Source organism: Nonomuraea salmonea (genome assembly GCF_042428605.1).
Lineage (GTDB): Bacteria > Actinomycetota > Actinomycetes > Streptosporangiales > Streptosporangiaceae > Nonomuraea > Nonomuraea salmonea.
The window spans coordinates 145,984-161,794 of sequence record NZ_JBHMCF010000029.1 but is presented as its reverse complement, the minus strand read 5'-3'; the positions used below and the strand labels follow the sequence as shown (position 1 = coordinate 161,794).

14 protein-coding genes are annotated in these 15,811 nt (G+C 71.3%); 8 read left to right on the top strand and 6 right to left on the bottom strand.

The annotated features are described in order from the left end of the window. Positions 1 to 2: 2 nt before the first annotated feature. Together ACFFR3_RS24885 and ACFFR3_RS24880 are read right to left on the bottom strand one after the other, a co-directional pair. On the bottom strand, positions 3 to 884 hold the full coding sequence (locus ACFFR3_RS24885; RefSeq protein WP_379483923.1) for an amidohydrolase family protein: 882 nt from the start codon (positions 882 to 884) through the stop codon (positions 3 to 5). Then, entirely contained in the window at positions 881 to 1,744 is an 864-nt protein-coding gene (locus ACFFR3_RS24880; RefSeq protein ID WP_345386972.1) for an LLM class F420-dependent oxidoreductase, read from the bottom strand. The genes ACFFR3_RS24885 and ACFFR3_RS24880 overlap by 4 nt, the downstream gene beginning before the upstream one ends. Before the next feature lie 121 nt (positions 1,745 to 1,865). On the opposite strand from ACFFR3_RS24880, the gene ACFFR3_RS24875 reads away from it, so the two are divergent. Together ACFFR3_RS24875 and ACFFR3_RS24870 are read left to right on the top strand one after the other, a co-directional pair. Next, a complete protein-coding gene (locus ACFFR3_RS24875) occupies positions 1,866 to 2,564 on the top strand; it encodes a M50 family metallopeptidase (RefSeq protein ID WP_379483922.1) in 699 nt (232 codons plus the stop codon). 46 nt (positions 2,565 to 2,610) lie between these two features. Then, a complete protein-coding gene (locus tag ACFFR3_RS24870; RefSeq protein WP_379483921.1) occupies positions 2,611 to 4,170 on the top strand; it encodes a serine/threonine-protein kinase in 1,560 nt (519 codons plus the stop codon). On the opposite strand, the gene ACFFR3_RS24865 is transcribed toward ACFFR3_RS24870, so the two are convergent. Continuing rightward, the gene (locus ACFFR3_RS24865) at positions 4,159 to 6,351 is read right to left on the bottom strand and encodes a thiamine pyrophosphate-dependent enzyme (protein ID WP_379483920.1); all 2,193 of its coding nucleotides are present in this window, start codon (positions 6,349 to 6,351) and stop codon (positions 4,159 to 4,161) included. The genes ACFFR3_RS24870 and ACFFR3_RS24865 overlap by 12 nt on opposite strands. A gap of 228 nt (positions 6,352 to 6,579) precedes the next feature. Between ACFFR3_RS24865 and ACFFR3_RS24860 the strand changes: the two genes are divergently transcribed. Next, complete coding sequence (locus ACFFR3_RS24860) at positions 6,580 to 7,911, top strand: hypothetical protein (RefSeq protein WP_345386959.1); 1,332 nt, start codon at positions 6,580 to 6,582, stop codon at positions 7,909 to 7,911. A gap of 57 nt (positions 7,912 to 7,968) precedes the next feature. Here ACFFR3_RS24860 and ACFFR3_RS24855 read toward each other — a convergent pair whose 3' ends face one another. The 3 genes from ACFFR3_RS24855 to ACFFR3_RS24845 form a co-directional block, all read right to left on the bottom strand. Then, the gene (locus ACFFR3_RS24855) at positions 7,969 to 8,466 is read right to left on the bottom strand and encodes a hypothetical protein (protein ID WP_345386957.1); all 498 of its coding nucleotides are present in this window, start codon (positions 8,464 to 8,466) and stop codon (positions 7,969 to 7,971) included. A gap of 62 nt (positions 8,467 to 8,528) precedes the next feature. Next, positions 8,529 to 8,870: an ABC transporter permease gene (locus tag ACFFR3_RS24850; protein ID WP_379483919.1), complete on the bottom strand. Its 342-nt coding sequence runs from the start codon at positions 8,868 to 8,870 to the stop codon at positions 8,529 to 8,531. 133 nt (positions 8,871 to 9,003) lie between these two features. Then, entirely contained in the window at positions 9,004 to 9,603 is a 600-nt protein-coding gene (locus ACFFR3_RS24845) for an SACE_7040 family transcriptional regulator (RefSeq protein WP_345386953.1), read from the bottom strand. A gap of 61 nt (positions 9,604 to 9,664) precedes the next feature. On the opposite strand from ACFFR3_RS24845, the gene ACFFR3_RS24840 reads away from it, so the two are divergent. The 5 genes from ACFFR3_RS24840 to ACFFR3_RS24820 all read left to right on the top strand — a co-directional run bounded on the left by ACFFR3_RS24840 (position 9,665) and on the right by ACFFR3_RS24820 (position 15,768). Then, the gene (locus tag ACFFR3_RS24840) at positions 9,665 to 11,236 is read left to right on the top strand and encodes a carboxyl transferase domain-containing protein (protein ID WP_364364220.1); all 1,572 of its coding nucleotides are present in this window, start codon (positions 9,665 to 9,667) and stop codon (positions 11,234 to 11,236) included. Between the two features lie 3 nt (positions 11,237 to 11,239). After that, positions 11,240 to 13,186, top strand: coding sequence for an acetyl/propionyl/methylcrotonyl-CoA carboxylase subunit alpha (locus ACFFR3_RS24835; RefSeq protein WP_345386951.1), 1,947 nt, complete (start codon positions 11,240 to 11,242; stop codon positions 13,184 to 13,186). Beyond that, positions 13,186 to 14,091 (top strand): hydroxymethylglutaryl-CoA lyase, encoded by a 906-nt coding sequence (locus tag ACFFR3_RS24830; RefSeq protein WP_345386949.1) that lies wholly within the window; start codon positions 13,186 to 13,188, stop codon positions 14,089 to 14,091. Before ACFFR3_RS24835 ends, ACFFR3_RS24830 begins: the two co-directional genes overlap by 1 nt. 3 nt (positions 14,092 to 14,094) lie before the next feature. Next, positions 14,095 to 15,240 (top strand): acyl-CoA dehydrogenase family protein, encoded by a 1,146-nt coding sequence (locus tag ACFFR3_RS24825; protein ID WP_345386947.1) that lies wholly within the window; start codon positions 14,095 to 14,097, stop codon positions 15,238 to 15,240. Positions 15,241 to 15,333: 93 nt separating this feature from the next. Beyond that, positions 15,334 to 15,768 carry a GNAT family N-acetyltransferase gene (locus tag ACFFR3_RS24820; protein ID WP_345386945.1) on the top strand — a complete coding sequence of 145 codons (435 nt, stop codon included), beginning with the start codon at positions 15,334 to 15,336 and terminating at the stop codon, positions 15,766 to 15,768. Positions 15,769 to 15,811: the final 43 nt, after the last annotated feature.

Below are 15,811 nucleotides of genomic sequence, written 5' to 3'. Positions count from 1 at the left end.
TATCAGATCATGGCCGCACCGTTGTCCCAGCACACGGCCCGCAACCAGGAGTCCCCCAGCCCGAGGCGGGCCAGCGCGTCGAGCTGGTGCGCGTAGGGGTACGGGATGGTGGGGAAGTCCGTGCCCAGCACCACCTTCCCCGCCAGGCCGAGATCAAGCAGCGCGGGCCGCAGCCGTTCGGGGAACGGCATCCGCTCCTGGCTGAAGTCGGTGAAGGCCATGGTGGTGTCCAGGGCGACGCGTTCGTAGCGGGCGGCCAGGTCGAAGAACGGGTCGTACTCGGGCATGCCGAGGTGCGCGATGACGGCCCGCAGCGCCGGATGGCGGCGCAGCACCTCCGCGATGGGCGCCACGCCGACGTGCCCGCCCCGTACGGGCACCGAGCTCGCGTGCACCACGACCGGCACCCCCGACTCGGCCAGCAGCCCCCACACGTCGTCCAGCTCGGGCACCCGCGGGTCGAACCCGCCCACCTGCAGATGCACCTTGAAGATCCGGGCGCCGTCGTCGAGCGCCCGCCGCACGTACGCCTCCACGCCCGGCTCGGGGTAGAAGGTCGCGGAGGGCAGACAGCCGGGGGTGCGCCGGGCGAAGCCGAGGGTCCACGCGTTCAGGTCGGCTGCCATGTCCGGCTTGTGGGCGTACGCCAGCGCGGGGAACGTCCGTACGCCCAGCTCGCGCAGCCGTTCGACCCGCTTGTCGACCGGCCACTCGTATGCGATGTGCCATCCTCCGCCCATCAGTGGCCCGCCGTGGTTGAAGTGGTGCCACACCCGGCGTTCCATGCGTTCGGGCAGGAAGTGTACGTGCAGGTCGATCAGCCCCGGCAGCCCCAGCCGCCGCAACCATCCGGGCACATCGACGTCGGAAACCACGCCCGTCACCAGCCCGAGACCTCCGGGATCACCTCTCCGCCCAGCAGGTCGATCGCCTTGCGCTGGTCGCCGTCGCGGACGGTCACGTAGACGGCGGTGAAGCCGAGCTCGTGCATGCCGCGCAGTTGCTCCAGCACGCGTCCCGCGTCGTCGTCCGGCCCGATGGCCAGCACGGTCGTCTTCTCGATCGCGTCGTAGTCGCGGCCCTCGCGCTCGCAGTGCTCGCGCAGCACGTCGAGCTTGCGGGTGACCTCGGGGCCGCCGAAGAGGTTGCAGGCGTCGGCGTACTTGGCGACCAGGCGCAGCGTCTTCTTCTCGCCCGACCCGCCGATCATGATCTTCGGGTGCGGCCTGCCGATGCTCTGGGGCGCGTTGAGTGTGCGTTCGAGCCGGTAGTGCCGTCCTTCGTACGGCTCGTCCCGGCCGCTCCACATCTGCAGGCAGATCTGTAGCGTCTCCTCCAGCCGCTCGAAGCGTTCGGCGAGCGGCGGGAACGGCAGGCCGAGCCCGCGCGCCTCCGCCTCGTACCAGGCGGCGCCGATGCCGAGCCAGGCGCGCCCGCCGGAGAGCACGTCGAGCGTGGTCACGGTCTTGGCGAGCAGGCCTGGCTCCCGGTAGACGGTGCCGGTGACCAGCGTGTGCAGCTGGACCCGCCGCGTCGCGGCGGCCAGGAAACCGAGCGTCGTGTACGGCTCGGGCATGTCCTGCTCGGCGGGCCCCACCGAGTCGATCTGCCAGACGTGGTCCATGACGGTCAGCCGGGCGACGCCCGCGTCCTCCGCCGTACGCGCGATCCCGGCCAGCTCGGGCCCGATCCGCTCGGCGCCGCCGGGCCAGGTGAAGTGCTGAATGTGCAGTCCGAGTTCCATGGGCTGATCCCGTCGTGAATCGGAGGTATCTCCGGTTCATTATCGCGCCGCCCGCATCTCCTGGATCGCCGCCCCCGTACGGGCGCCGCGGACAGGCCGGAGCGATTAGGGTTTGTCCTCGATGGACAAGTTCTGGGCCCACCTGATCGCGGTTCAGCCTGCCCCCGACCCCTGGGTCGTGGGGGTCTCGGCGCTCGCCGCGCTCGTGATCGTCGGTTTCCGCATGCCCTGGCAGGTCTCCCGGGGGCTCATCACGATCGCCCACGAAGGCGGTCACGCCGTCATGGCGCTGCTCACCCGGCGCAAGCTCGAAGGCATCCGGCTGCACTCCGACACTTCTGGCGTGACGCTGACCAGGGGCAGGCCGACCGGGCCCGGCATGGTGCTGACCGCGATGGCCGGTTATGTCGCGCCGCCGCTGCTCGGGCTCGGCGCCGCGTGGCTGACCGAGCAGGGCCACATCACGCTGCTGATCTGGGGCGTGCTGCTGCTCCTGGTCTGCATGCTGCTGCTGATCCGCAACCTGTACGGCGCCCTCATCCTCCTCGTCACCGGCGGCGCCGTCTTCGCCCTGATCATGTACGCCCCCGCCGAGGTCCAGCAGGTCGTGGCCCTGGTCGCCGCCTGGTTCCTGCTCTTCGGCGGCATCCGGCCGATCATCGAGCTGCAGCACAAGCGGCGCCGCAGGCAGGCCAGAGACTCCGACGCCGACCAGCTCGCCCGGCTGACGATCCTGCCCGGCGGCTTCTACGTGTTCTTCTTCCTGCTGGTGGCGCTGGTCTCCATGGTGTTCGGTGCGTACCTGATGAACCCGCTCTGATCCCCTTATTTCCCACTAAACTCCACAGCAACAGGGGGAGAGTGGAGTGCTGCCAGTCGAGGACGCACCCGGCTATCGGGTACTCGATCAGGTGGGCCAGGGCGGATTCGCCGTCGTGTACCGCGCCCACCAGGAGCGCCTCGACCGGGTCGTGGCGCTGAAGGTGCTGTCCGTCGACCGCGTCGACCAGCGGACGATGCGCAGGTTCCAGCGCGAGCTGCAGCTCACCGGCCGCCTGACCGGCCATCCCAACGTCGTCACCGTCTTCGACACCGGCATGACAGGGTCGGGCAAGCCGTACATCGCGATGGACTTCTTCGAGCACGGCTCGCTGCGCGACCGCGTACGCAACGAGGGGCCGCTGCCGGTCCCCGACGTGCTGCGCGCCGGGGTGAAGCTGGCCGGGGCGCTGGCCGCCGTCCACGAGGCCGGGGTGCTGCACGGCGACATCAAGCCGCAGAACATCCTCATCTCCCGCTACGGCGAGCCGGCCATCGCCGACTTCGGCGTGGCCAGGGTCGTCGACGCGGCGGAGATCTCGGCCACCTCGCAGGCGTTCACCCCGCTGCACGCCGCCCCCGAGGTGCTCACCGGCCGGCCCCACTCGGCCGCCACCGACGTCTACTCGCTCGGCTCCACCCTCTACCACCTGCTCGCCGGGCAGCCCGCCTTCCACAACCCGGCCGACCCGTCGATCGCGCCGCTGATGTACCGGGTGCTGAGCGCCGAGCCGCCGCCGATCAACCGCGCCGACCTGCCGCCCGCGGTGCTCGCGCCGGTGCTGCGAGCGATGGCCAAGCAGCCGGAGGCCAGGTACGGGTCGGCGCGCGAGCTCGCCCGGCACCTGCAGGCCGTACAGGCGGAGCTGGGCCTGCCGGTCACCGACCTCATCGGCTCCGACGCCACCCCGCCCCGGCCGGCTCACCCCACCACGACCGGCCCCGCCTTCCCCGCGACGGGCCACCACGCACCACCCACGACGGGCCACCACGCACCACCCACGACGGGGCACCATTCGATGGGCGGCAGCGTCTCGGGCCCGGCCGGCGGTAACGCGTTCCCCGCCACGGGCCGGCACCTCCCCCCGGCCCAGCCCGCCATGAGCGGCCCGCCGAGCTTACCGACGCGGCCCTCGGGCAACACCCGCACCCGCAACGTCCTCCTCATCGCGGGCGCCGTGGCGGTCGTGGCGGCGGGCGGCACCGCCCTGGCCGTCTTCCTGCCGCAACTGGAGACACCGGCCACCACAAGCCCGACGGCAACGGCCACCGAGCGCCGGGACCCAGGCGGGCGGGACGCATCCGCGTACGCCCCCCGCCAGCTCAAGCTGACCGCCGACCAGGGCGCGCTGATCGAGCTGAAGTGGACGCTCCCTGCCGCGGCCCGCGGCTACCCGGTGGTCATCCAGCGCTCCCCGGTCGAGCAGGGCAAGCAGCCCATCACCGCGCTCGGCCAGGGCGTCACCTCGGCGAAGATCAGCGGCCTGGACCCGGAGAGCGGCTACTGCTTCCTGGTCGGGGTGCCGCTGCAGATCTCGGAGAAGTCGACGGTCGCCTGGTCGAAGCCGTACTGCATCAGGGGAGCGGTGGCCCGCTCAGCCGAGTAGCTTGCGCGCGGCCTGCTCGATCTCCTCCTCCGACAGCAGCACGTGATCGGCCGCCCGCCCGAGCGGGATGAAGCTGTCGGACGACGTCACCCGCGCGACCTTCCCGGTGTAGCCGGCGTCGAGCAGCTCGGCCACGATGCCCTCGGAGACGCCGCCGGAGTGGCGGGTCTCGTCGGCGATCAGCACGTTGCCGGTCAGCTCGGCCGCCCGCAGCAGGTCGTCGAGCGGCAGCGGCGCGAGCCAGCGCAGGTCGAGCACGCGGCAGCCGTACCCCTCCTGGGTGAGGCGCACCGCGGCGCGCAGGCTCATCCGCACCCCGTTGCCGAACGTGACGATCGTCAGGTCGCGCCCGTCGCCGTAGGAGCGGGCCCGCCCGATCGGGACGTGCGTCTCGGCCCAGCGCGCGGGCGGCGCGTAGGGGGCCAGCCAGCCGCCGTCGCCGTCCTCGAACAGGTCGCGGGTGTGGTACAGCGCGATCGGCTCCAGGAACACGCACACCGACCCGGCCGTACGGGCCGCCGCCAGGCACGTGCGCAGCATCGCGGAGGCGTCGTCGGGCCGCGCCGGCGAGGCGATGACCAGCCCGGGGATGTCGCGCAGCGCGGCCACCGCGTTGTCGTTGTGGAAGTGCCCGCCGAACCCCTTCTGGTAGGCGTAACCGGCCACCCGCACCACCATCGGGTTGGTGTAGGCGCCGCGCGAGAAGAACGACAGCGTCGCCGCCTCGCCGCGAATCTGGTCGAGCGCGTTGTGCAGGTAGGCGAGATATTGGATCTCGGGTACGGGCAGGAGCCGCGACACGCCCTGCCCGAGCGCGAGACCCAGGATGGCCTGCTCGTCGAGCATCGTGTCGAAGACCCGGCCGGCCCCGAACCGCTTCTGCAGCCCCCTGGTCACGCCGTAGACGCCGCCCTTCTTGCCGACGTCCTCGCCGAACACGGTCAGCTTCGGATAGACGGCCAGCGCGTCGGCGAGCGTGCGGTTGATGGACTGCGAGAGCGTCATCGCCTTGTCGTTCTCCGGCAGCGACCCGGCGAACGCCTTCTCCCGCACCGCGGGCGAGGCCGCCATGGGGCTGATCTTGGCGATCAGCTCGGGCTTGCGCGGCGCGATGGGCTCCATGACCTCCTTGGCCGAGCTGAGCCGCGGGCTGCGCGCCGTCTCCTGGGCGATCAGCAGCACGTGTTCGCGGGCCAGCTCGTACGACTTGAGCAGCCCGTCCGGCGTCTCAAGCCCCGCCTCGACCAGCAGCGCCGCCGTGCGCAGCAGCGGGTCGTGCTCGAGGTCGGCCCTGATCTCGCGCTGCGTGCGGTAGGCCGACTCGACGTCGGACCCGGCGTGGCCCATCAGCCGCACCGTGCGCAGGTGCAGGAACGCGGGGGAGCGGTGCTCGCGTACGTGCTCGACGGCCCTGACGGCCACGTCGTACGCCTCGGCCAGGTCGCACCCGTCGGCGGCGAAGTACTCGATGCCGGGCCGCCGCGCCGCGGTCTCCACCCAGCCCTTGGGGGTGCGCACGCTGATGCCGATGCCGTTGTCCTCGCAGACGAACAGGATCGGCATGCCCAGCCCCTGGTAGGCGGCGTAGGCGGCGGTGTTGAAGCCGGACAGGGCGCTGGCGTGGTTGATCGAGGCGTCGCCGAAGCTGCACACCGCGATGGCGTCGTCGGGCCAGGCGGACGGCACGCCCAGCGCCCGCGCCCGCTCGATCGCGAACGCCACCCCCGCGGCCCGCGGCAGATGGCTGGCGATCGTGGAGGTCTGGGGGATGACGGCCAGGTCGGGATGGCCGAACACCTTGTGCCGCCCGCCCGCGATGGGCTCGTCCGCCGCGGCCGTCAGCCCCATGAGCACGTCGCGGATGCCCTGCTCGGGCAGTCTGCCCGCCTGCTCGGACCGGGTCAGGTAGAACGCGCCCGAGCGGTAGTGGAGCAGCGCGGGGTCGTCGGGACGCAGGGCGGCGGCCACCGCCGCGTTGCCCTCGTGACCGGCCGAGCCGATCGTGTAGTGGCCCTCGTCCCGCTCGCGCAGCCACCTGGCCGCGATGTCGAGCAGCCGGCTGTCGAGCTGCCGCCGGTAGAGCGTCCTGCACTGGGCGCCGGTCAGGGACGTGCCGTCGCGGATCGGGAGCCCCGGATCTCGCGGGGGACCCGCCTCCAGCGTCGCAACGGCCTGGATCAAATGAGTCTCAACTGTGTCGCGCGCCACACCCCCGATTATGTCTTTGATCGGCGCTGACGTCTGCCGGACGCGGGGGAGATGTTGTGGACCGGTCCGATTGACCCACTGAGATAACTGTTTGTCAGAATTCCCAACCTTCACGGCGAGAGCCACGTCTACTAGGAGGACACGCGTGGCACCCTCAATGCCGCGTTGAAACACCAATGGGGTCTCCAGAAAGGAACCCGCATGTTACAACGCATCCGTGTAGCCGCCCTCGCCCTCGTGCTCGGGGCAGGGGCACTCGCCGCCGCGCCTGGCACGGCGACGGCGGCAGCCGTACCCACCATCAGCGACGTGGGCATCAGCCCCGCGCCCGCGATCGTGGTCTTCGACAAGGACGTCACCGTGACGTTCACGTTCACGACGAGGCGTGCGAACAGCGCCGAACTCAAGCTCAACAACGACGTCGTGAACCTCGCCAAGTCGCCCGTACCGGGCGGTTTCAAGTGGACCGGCACCAAGGCGTTCGGCGCCGGGGCCGTCGGCAAGTGGACGTACAACGCCGTCGCCAAGGGTGACGGCGATGCCACGAAGACCGGCACCTTCGACGTCGTCAAGGCGCTCACCACCAGGATCGGCGACTTCGACGCCGACCCCGACCGGGTGAGCAGGGGCGACACGATCAAGGTGTCCGGCCGCCTGGTCGCCGACGGCAAGGGGTACGACGGGCAGACCGTCGCCATCGCCTTCCGTGGGCGCGGCTCCGACGACTACCGCCAGGTGGCCAAGGTGACGACGGGGCGCGGCGGCTGGTTCTCCGCCCGCGTACGCGCCATGTCCACCGGCTGGTGGCGGGCCGAGTTCGCGGCCACCGCCACGGCCAGGGGCACCGTCAGCGACGGCGACCGCGTGGACGTCAGGCGCGCCAACCTCGCCAGCCGCATCTCCGGCTTCGACGCCAGGCCCGAGCCCGTGGACGAGGGCGACAAGCTCCGCTTCACCGGCACCCTGCGCGCCGAGCGCCGCGGCGGCCTGACCGGCCAGCGCGTGTCCGTCTTCTTCCGTGCGGACGGTTCCCGCCGCTGGGAGTACGTCACCTCCGACGTGACCGGTCGCGGCGGCCGCTTCTTCGCCACCGCCACCGCCGAGAAGTCGGGCTGGTGGCGTGCCGAGTACCGCGGCACCCGCGGCGTCAACGGCACGGTCAGCGGCCCCGACTGGGTCCGCGTCAACGAGCCCGCCCCGCCGCCCACCGCGGACAAGGCCGACACCCGGCTGATCAGGTTCAACGCCTACCCCGAGCCGCCGAGGCGCGGCGGCTACCTCAAGTTCAGGGGCGTGCTGCAGGTGGACGACGACGGCTCGTGGGAGGGCTACGCCGGCAAGGTGGCGCTCTACTTCAAGCCGCTCGGCTCCAGGAAGTGGCAGTACGTCAAGACCACCTCCTCGGGTGACAGCGGCCGCCTCTACACCAAGGCCAGGGCCTGGCGCTCCGGCCACTGGAAGTTCGTGTTCCGCGGCGACGCGGACACCAACGGCGACGACAGCGCCAAGGACTACGTCCGCGTCCGTCGCTGACCTATCGATCCGGGCGAGGTCCGGGGCACCACCCCGGGCCTCGCCCTTCCTCAGCGGCTAGTTGACCTGCGAATCCGGCAACTTGGCATCGATCCGCATGAGCAGGGTCCGGAGGCCGTCGAGCTGCGTGTCAACCTGTTCGAACCGCCTGTCGACCTGTTCGAACCGGCTGTCGATCCGCTCGAAGCGCTTGTCGATCTGCTCGAACCGGCTGTCGATCTGCTCGAAGCGCTTGTCGACCTGTTCGAACCGGCTGTCGATCTGCTCGAAGCGCTTGTCGACCTGTTCGAACCGGCCGTCGATCCGCTCGAAGCGCTTGTCGATCTGCTCGAACCGCTCGTTGACGGTCGCGAAGCCGGCCTTCATCTCGGCCCTGATGGACTGGGCCTCTTTCGTGATTCTCGCGTTGACGTTGTTCTGGACCTGTGTGACGCGATCATGCAGGGTGTCGATGCGGTCGGCGACGCTGAGGTTGGGCACGCCACTCAGCTTAGCCGCTTCGAGCTTTTGCACTCGGCGCTCCAGGTCAAAGTACTTCGCTTCGAGATCCACCATCGGGTGAGCTCCTTACGCTCCGGGGGGACTGCTGGAAGGGGCCGCGCGGCGCATCAGGAAAGTTACCCTCCGTACATGCGAGTGCGCAGGCTGATGTGAGAGAAACTCCTAGTCGGCTTTTCTGACTGCAGGACCGCCACTCCGAGGAGCAGGAGGCCGAGGGCGGTGACGATGCGGAGCTCCGCCGGCACGGGGACCTGCTGGGTGAACCAGCGGACGCCGGGGTTGAGGACGGCGGCGGCCGGGGCGGGGACGTCGAGGTGGGCGAAGACGGCCTGGCGCATGGGATCGACGGCGTACGTCATGGGGTTGACCACGGTGAGCACGTGCAGCCACGACGGCAGGCCGGCCAGCGGGAACATGGCGCCCGACAGGAACATCATCGGCATGATCGCCGTCTGCATGAGCCCGAAGAAGGTCTGCGTGTTCCGCGGCCGGTGGCCAGCGCGACGCCGAAGGCGGTGATGGTGAACGCCGCGAGGAACGTCTCGGCCAGCGGCGTGAGGAGGAGCCCGGGCGAGCGACGGCACAAAAAAGTTAATAAGCCTTAACAGCCGCCTCGATGGCCGCCCTGGCCATCGCGTGCAGCAGCGGCCGCATCTCGTGCCCTGGCAGCTCGCCCGCGCTGTGCGGAGTCGAGTTGAGCAGCCCGAAGACCGCGTGCGTGGCGGCCCGCAGCCGCGCGGCGGGGCAGGACGGGTGCAGCTCGGCCAGCACGGTCACCCACTCCTCGACGTAGAGCCGCTGCAGCCGCCTGATCTGCCTGCGCTGCGGCTCAGGGACGTTGCCCAGCTCCCTGTCGTGCACGGTGATGAGCGCGGGCTGCTCGATCGCGAAGGTGATCTGCACGTTGAGCAGCGCGTCGAGGGTCTCCTTGGGGCCGGGGGATGAGGTGGCGACCGCGACGGCCGACTCGCGCAGCCGCGAGCTGACGTCGAGCAGCATCTCCGACAGCAGCGCGTCCTTGCCGTCGAAGTGCCGGTAGAGGGCCGGGCCTGAGACGCCGACGGCGGCGCCGATGTCCTCGATCGAGACGCCGTGGAAGCCGCGCGCCGCGAACAGCCGGGCGGCCGCCTCCAGGATCTCCGCGCGCCTGTTGCGCCTGCTGCGGGTAGAGGGGGCGGAGGCGGTGGTCACGTCTCACATGCTAGACGATGACGTTAATGATGGCTAACATCCGAGCCATGGGAGGGGACTCATGAGCAGCGACTGGCCGGTGCTGAGATCGGCGATCGAGCCCGGGAGCGAGGCGTACAAAAGCAACGCCGAGCTCAACGAGCGGCTGGCCGCCGAGCTGCTCGACCGCCTGGCCACCGCCGCGCTCGGCGGACCGGAGCGGTCGCGGCGGCGGCACGTCGAGCGCGGCAAGCTGCTGCCGCGCGACCGCGTGGACGGCCTGCTCGACCCCGGCTCGCGCTTCCTGGAGCTGTCGCCGCTGGCCGCCGGCGGCCTGTACGACGACCAGGCCCCCGCCGCCGGCATCATCACCGGCGTCGGCCGCGTCTCCGGCCGCGAATGCGTGATCGTCGCCAACGACGCCACCGTCAAGGGCGGCACCTACTACCCCATGACGGTCAAGAAGCACCTGCGCGCCCAAGAGGTGGCCCTGCACAACCGCCTGCCCTGCGTCTACCTGGTCGACTCGGGCGGCGCGTTCCTGCCCAGGCAGGACGAGGTGTTCCCCGACCGCGAGCACTTCGGCCGGATCTTCTACAACCAGGCCACGATGTCCGCGCGCGGCATCCCGCAGATCGCCGCCGTGCTCGGCTCGTGCACGGCGGGCGGCGCGTACGTGCCCGCCATGAGCGACGAGGCGGTCATCGTCCGCGGCCAGGGCACGATCTTCCTGGGCGGCCCGCCCCTGGTGAAGGCAGCCACCGGCGAGGAGGTCACGGCCGAGGAGCTGGGCGGCGGCGACCTGCACGCGCGGGTCAGCGGCGTCACCGACCACCTCGCCGAGGACGACGCCCACGCGCTGGCCATCGTCCGCGACATCGTCTCCACGCTGGCGCCGCGCGCCCCGCGCCCGTGGGAGACGATCACGCCGGAGCCGCCCCGTCACGACCCCCGCGACCTCTACGGCATCGTCCCCGCCGACACGCGCCAGCCGTACGACGTGCGCGAGGTGATCGGGAGGATCGTCGACGGCTCGCGCTTCCTGGAGTTCAAGGCCGAGTACGGCCCGACCCTCGTCACCGGCTTCGCCCACGTGCACGGTCACCCGGTCGGCATCCTCGCCAACAACGGCATCCTGTTCGGCGAATCGGCCATGAAGGGCGCCCACTTCATCGAGCTGTGCGACCAGCGCGGCATCCCGCTGCTCTTCCTGCAGAACATCAGCGGCTTCATGGTCGGCAAGGCGTACGAGGCGGGCGGCATCGCCAAGCACGGCGCCAAGATGGTGACGGCGGTGGCGTGCGCGCGGGTGCCCAAGTTCACGGTGGTGATCGGGGGCTCGTTCGGGGCGGGGAACTATGCGATGGCGGGGCGGGCGTACTCGCCCAGGTTCCTGTGGATGTGGCCGAACGCCCGCATCTCGGTCATGGGCGGTGAGCAGGCCGCGAACGTGCTCACCACCGTCGGCGACGCCGATCCCGCCGCGATCAGGGCACAGTACGAGCACCAGGGCAATCCGTACTACTCCACTGCCAGGCTCTGGGACGACGGCGTGATCGACCCGCTCGACACCCGTACCGTCCTGGGCCTGGCGCTGTCCGCGGCGGCCAACGCGCCGCTCGAACCCGCCGGTTTCGGCATCTTCCGGATGTGACGCATGTTGTTCGACCGTGTTCTGATCGCCAACAGGGGCGAGATCGCCGTACGGATCGCCCGCACGCTGCGCGCGCTCGGCATCGAGGCGATTGCGGTGCACACGCCGTCCGACGCCGGGGCGCGGCACGTCGGTGAGGCCGACGCCGCCCTCCAGGTGCCGTCCTACCTGGACGTCGAGGCGATCGTCGGAGCCGCCCGCGCGTCCGGCGCGCAGGCCGTGCATCCCGGTTACGGGTTCCTCGCGGAGAACGCCACGTTCGCCCGCCGGTGCGCCGAGTCCGGGCTGGTCTTCGTCGGGCCGCCCGCCGCGGCCATCGAGGCCATGGGCGACAAGATCCGCGCCAAGGAGACCGTGTCGGCGGCCGGCGTGCCGGTGGTGCCGGGCGCGACAGGGCCGGGCCTTGAGGACTGGCGCGACTTCCCCGCCCTGATCAAGCCGTCCGCAGGGGGCGGCGGCAAGGGCATGATCCTCGTACGCGCGGCCGCCGAGCTGCCCGAGGCCCTGGCGTCGGCCAGGCGTACGGCGCGGGCCGCGTTCGGCGACGACACCCTGCTCATCGAGCGCTACGTCGAGAGCCCCCGCCACATCGAGATCCAGGTGCTGGCCGACGCCCACGGCGGCGTCGTGCACCTCGGCGAGCGCGAGTGCAGCCTGCAGCGCCGCCACCAGAAGATCATCGAGGAGGCGCCGTCCCCGTTCCTCACCCCCGAGACGCGCGCGGCCATGGGAGCGGCGGCGGTCGAGGCCGCCCGAGCCGTCGGCTACACCGGAGCGGGCACGGTCGAGTTCATCGTCGACGGCGCCACCGGCGCGTACCACTTCATGGAGATGAACACCCGGCTCCAGGTCGAGCACCCCGTCACCGAGCTGGTCACCGGGCTCGACCTGGTGGAGCTGCAGCTCAGGGTGGCGGCGGGGGAGCGGCTGCCGCTCGCCCAGGAGGACGTGCGGCTCGACGGGCACGCGGTCGAGGCGCGGGTGTACGCCGAGGACCCGGCGCGCGGCTTCCTCCCGACCGGCGGGCGCGTGCTCGCGCTCCGCGAACCCGGGGATCCGGCGGGCCAGGCGGTCGTGCGGGTGGACTCGGGCCTTTCCGAAGGGGCCGTGGTCGGCAGCGAGTTCGACCCCATGATGGCGAAGGTGATCGCCTGGGCGCCCGACCGCCCGGCGGCGTACCGGACGCTCGACCGCGCGCTCGCCGCCACGGCGGTGCTCGGCGTCGTCACCAACGTCCCGTTCCTGCGCGCCCTGACCGCCCACCCGGCCGTCGCGGCCGGCGAGCTGGACACGGGCCTGGTCGAACGCGTCCTGCCCGGCCTGCTGCCCGCCGTGGAGACGCCTGACGCGGTGACGGCGGCGGCGGCGCTGGTCTTCCACGACCAGCCGCGCGGCGACGACCCCTGGGAGGTCGCCGACGGCTGGCGGCTCGGCGAGCCGGCCTGGACGACCTGGCGGCTGGAGTCCCGCGACGGCGTGCACGCGATCCAGGTGCGCGGGCTGCCCCAGGAACAGGCGGAGGTCCTTGTGGGCGAGCAGGCGGTGCCCGCGCGCATCAGGCGCGACGGCGCCGACCTGACCGTCACGCTCGGCGGGCGCGGCGAGCGGTACCTGTGCGTACGCGACGGCGACACGCTCTGGCTCGGCCGCGACGGCGCGTCCTGGTCGTTCACCCGCCACCACATCGGCGACCCGGGCGACCGGCCCGGCGCGGCGGCGGCCGGCGACGGCGTCGTCAGGAGCCCCATGCCGGGCACCGTGCTGCTGGTCAAGGCCCAGCAGGGCGAACGGGTCAGCGCCGGCCAGCCGCTGGTCGTCGTCGAGGCCATGAAGATGGAGCACACGGTCACCGCGCCGCGCGACGGCGTGGTCACCGAGCTGCCCGTGCAAGCGGGCCGGCCGGTGGACATGGACGCCGTCCTGGCCGTGGTCACCGCCGAGGAGGCGTGATGCCGTATCCGATGGAAGGTCTTCCGCAGCAGGTCACGATCTACGAGGTCGGGCCGCGCGACGGACTGCAGAACGAGTCCGCCACCATCCCCGTCGAGGTCAAGGCCGAGTTCATCGACCGGCTCGCCGACGCGGGGCACAAGGTGATCGAGGCCACCAGCTTCGTGCACCCCAAGTGGGTGCCCCAGCTCGCGGACGCCGACGAGCTGCTGCGCCGCCTGCACCGCCGTACCGGCGTGCGCTACCCCGTGCTCGTGCCGAACGCGCGCGGCCTCGACCGGGCGATCGATCTCGGCGTGGCCGAGATCGCCATCTTCGCCAGCGCCACCGAGACGTTCGCCGCCAAGAACCTCAACCGCAGCCTGGAGAGCCAGTTCGAGATGTTCGAGCCGGTCGTGGCCAGGGCGCTGGACAACGGGATCCGCGTGCGGGCGTACGTCTCCATGTGCTTCGGCGACCCCTGGGAGGGGCCCACGCCGATCGCGCAGGTCGTCTCCGTCGGCGAGCGGCTGCTCGGGCTCGGCTGCTACCAGCTCTCCCTGGGCGACACCATCGGCGTCGGCACCCCCGGCCACGTCACCGAGCTGATCCGTGGCTTCCGCCGCCCGGACCGGCTCGCCGTGCACTTCCACGACACCTACGGGCAGGCGCTGGCCAACACCCTGGCCGCGCTGCACTGCGGCGTCACCACCATCGACGCCTCAACCGGCGGGATCGGCGGCTGCCCCTACGCGGAGTCCGCCACCGGCAACCTCGCCACAGAAGACCTCGTCTGGATGCTCCGGGGACTCGGCATCGAGACGGGGCTCGACCTGGGCAAGCTCGTCGCCACCAGCACCTGGCTGGCGGAGCTGCTCGGGCGGCCGAGCCCGTCCCGCGTCGTACAGGCGCTAGCGAAAGGCTGAGAGATGCTCACCGACGAGTACGAAGAGCTGCGCAAGACCGTCGAGGCGTTCGCCCGCGAGGTGGTCGCGCCCGTGATCGGGGACTTCTACGAGCGCGAGGAGTTCCCCTACGACATCGTGCGGCAGATGGGTGCGATGGGGCTGTTCGGCCTGCCCATCCCGGAGGAGTACGGCGGTATGGGCGGCGACTACTTCGCCCTCTGCCTGGCCCTGGAGGAGCTGGCCAGGGTCGACTCCAGCGTCGCCATCACCCTGGAGGCGGCGGTCTCGCTCGGCGCGATGCCCGTCTACCGGTTCGGCTCGCCCGAGCAGCGCCGTACGTGGCTGCCCAAGCTCGCATCCGGCGAGATGCTGGGCGCGTTCGGGCTGACCGAGCCGGGCGGCGGGTCCGACGTGCCCGGCGGGATGCGCACCACGGCCGTGCTCGACGGCGACGAATGGGTGATCAACGGGACGAAGTCGTTCATCACCAACTCCGGCACCGACATCACCGGCGTCGTCGGCGTGGCCGCGCTCACCGGGCTCACCGGCGAGCGCGAGATCTCCACCATCCTCGTGCCGAGCGGCACGCCGGGGTTCACGGTGTCGAAGAAGTACTCCAAGGTCGGCTGGAACGCCTCCGACACCCGCGAACTGTCCTTCACCGACTGCCGCGTGCCCGCCGCGAACCTGCTCGGCGAGCGCGGCCGCGGCTACGCCCAGTTCCTGCGCACCCTCGACGAGGGCCGCGTCGCCATCGCCGCGCTCGGCGTCGGCCTGGCGCAGGGCTGCGTGGACGAATGCCTCAAGTACGTCAGGGACCGCAAGGCGTTCGGCCACCCCATCGGCCACTACCAGGCCATCCAGTTCAAGATCGCCGACATGGAGGCCCGCGCCCACACCGCCCGCCTCGCCTACTACCACGCCGCACAGAAGATGCTCGCGGGCGAGCCGTTCAAGAAGGAGGCGGCGATCGCCAAGCTCGTCTCCTCCAACGCCGCCATGGACAACTCCCGCGACGCGACCCAGGTGTTCGGCGGCTACGGCTTCATGAACGAGTTCCCCGTCGGCCGCTTCTACCGCGACGCCAAGGTGCTGGAGATCGGCGAGGGCACCAGCGAGGTGCAGCGCATGCTCATCGCCCGCCAGCTCGGACTCGGTGACCTGTGACCCGCCGCGCCCGTTTCATCCCGGCACGAAAAGCGGGGAAACGTCAAGCATGGGTTTGCGCAGGCGACGACCGACGATCTAGGGTCGATGCTCATGACGGCTGACGATCTTCTCATCAGGAGAGCGGAGAAAGCGGACGCCGACGAGGTGTTCGCGCTGGCCCGCGAGTTCGGCCTGACCTTCAGGCCCGAGCGCGAGGCCTTCGACGCCGCGCTGCCCGCGCTGCTGGCCAACGACGACGCCCTGCTGCTCGCGGCCGTCGTCAACGGGCGCGTGCGCGGCTACCTGCTCGGCTTCGTCCACCTCACCCTCTTCGCCAACGGGCCGGTCGCCTGGGTGGAGGAGGCCATGGTGCAGTCCGGCTCCCGGCGGCAGGGCGTCGGGCGGTCGCTGCTGGAGGAGTTCGAGCGGTGGGCACGCTCCCGCGAGGCCGGCTACGTCGCGATGGCCACGCGGCGGGCGCCGGAGTTCTACCACGCGCTGGGCTACGAGGCGTCGGCCACGTTCTTCCGCAAGGTGCTGCGATAGGGGCCACCTGGCGGGCGATTCTGTCGGCGCCGGGTGGCATGCT

What these genes read in the sequence shown, in the direction of transcription:
- ACFFR3_RS24835 (WP_345386951.1), top strand. Translation starts at nt 11,240, where the DNA reads ATGTTGTTCGACCGTGTTCTGATCGCCAACAGGGGCGAGATCGCCGTA.
- ACFFR3_RS24860 (WP_345386959.1), top strand. Translation starts at nt 6,580, where the DNA reads ATGTTACAACGCATCCGTGTAGCCGCCCTCGCCCTCGTGCTCGGGGCA.
- ACFFR3_RS24855 (WP_345386957.1), bottom strand. Translation starts at nt 8,466, where the DNA reads ATGGTGGATCTCGAAGCGAAGTACTTTGACCTGGAGCGCCGAGTGCAA.
- ACFFR3_RS24840 (WP_364364220.1), top strand. Translation starts at nt 9,665, where the DNA reads ATGAGCAGCGACTGGCCGGTGCTGAGATCGGCGATCGAGCCCGGGAGC.
- ACFFR3_RS24825 (WP_345386947.1), top strand. Translation starts at nt 14,095, where the DNA reads ATGCTCACCGACGAGTACGAAGAGCTGCGCAAGACCGTCGAGGCGTTC.
- ACFFR3_RS24880 (WP_345386972.1), bottom strand. Translation starts at nt 1,744, where the DNA reads ATGGAACTCGGACTGCACATTCAGCACTTCACCTGGCCCGGCGGCGCC.
- ACFFR3_RS24820 (WP_345386945.1), top strand. Translation starts at nt 15,334, where the DNA reads ATGACGGCTGACGATCTTCTCATCAGGAGAGCGGAGAAAGCGGACGCC.
- ACFFR3_RS24875 (WP_379483922.1), top strand. Translation starts at nt 1,866, where the DNA reads ATGGACAAGTTCTGGGCCCACCTGATCGCGGTTCAGCCTGCCCCCGAC.
- ACFFR3_RS24830 (WP_345386949.1), top strand. Translation starts at nt 13,186, where the DNA reads ATGCCGTATCCGATGGAAGGTCTTCCGCAGCAGGTCACGATCTACGAG.
- ACFFR3_RS24850 (WP_379483919.1), bottom strand. Translation starts at nt 8,870, where the DNA reads ATGCAGACGGCGATCATGCCGATGATGTTCCTGTCGGGCGCCATGTTC.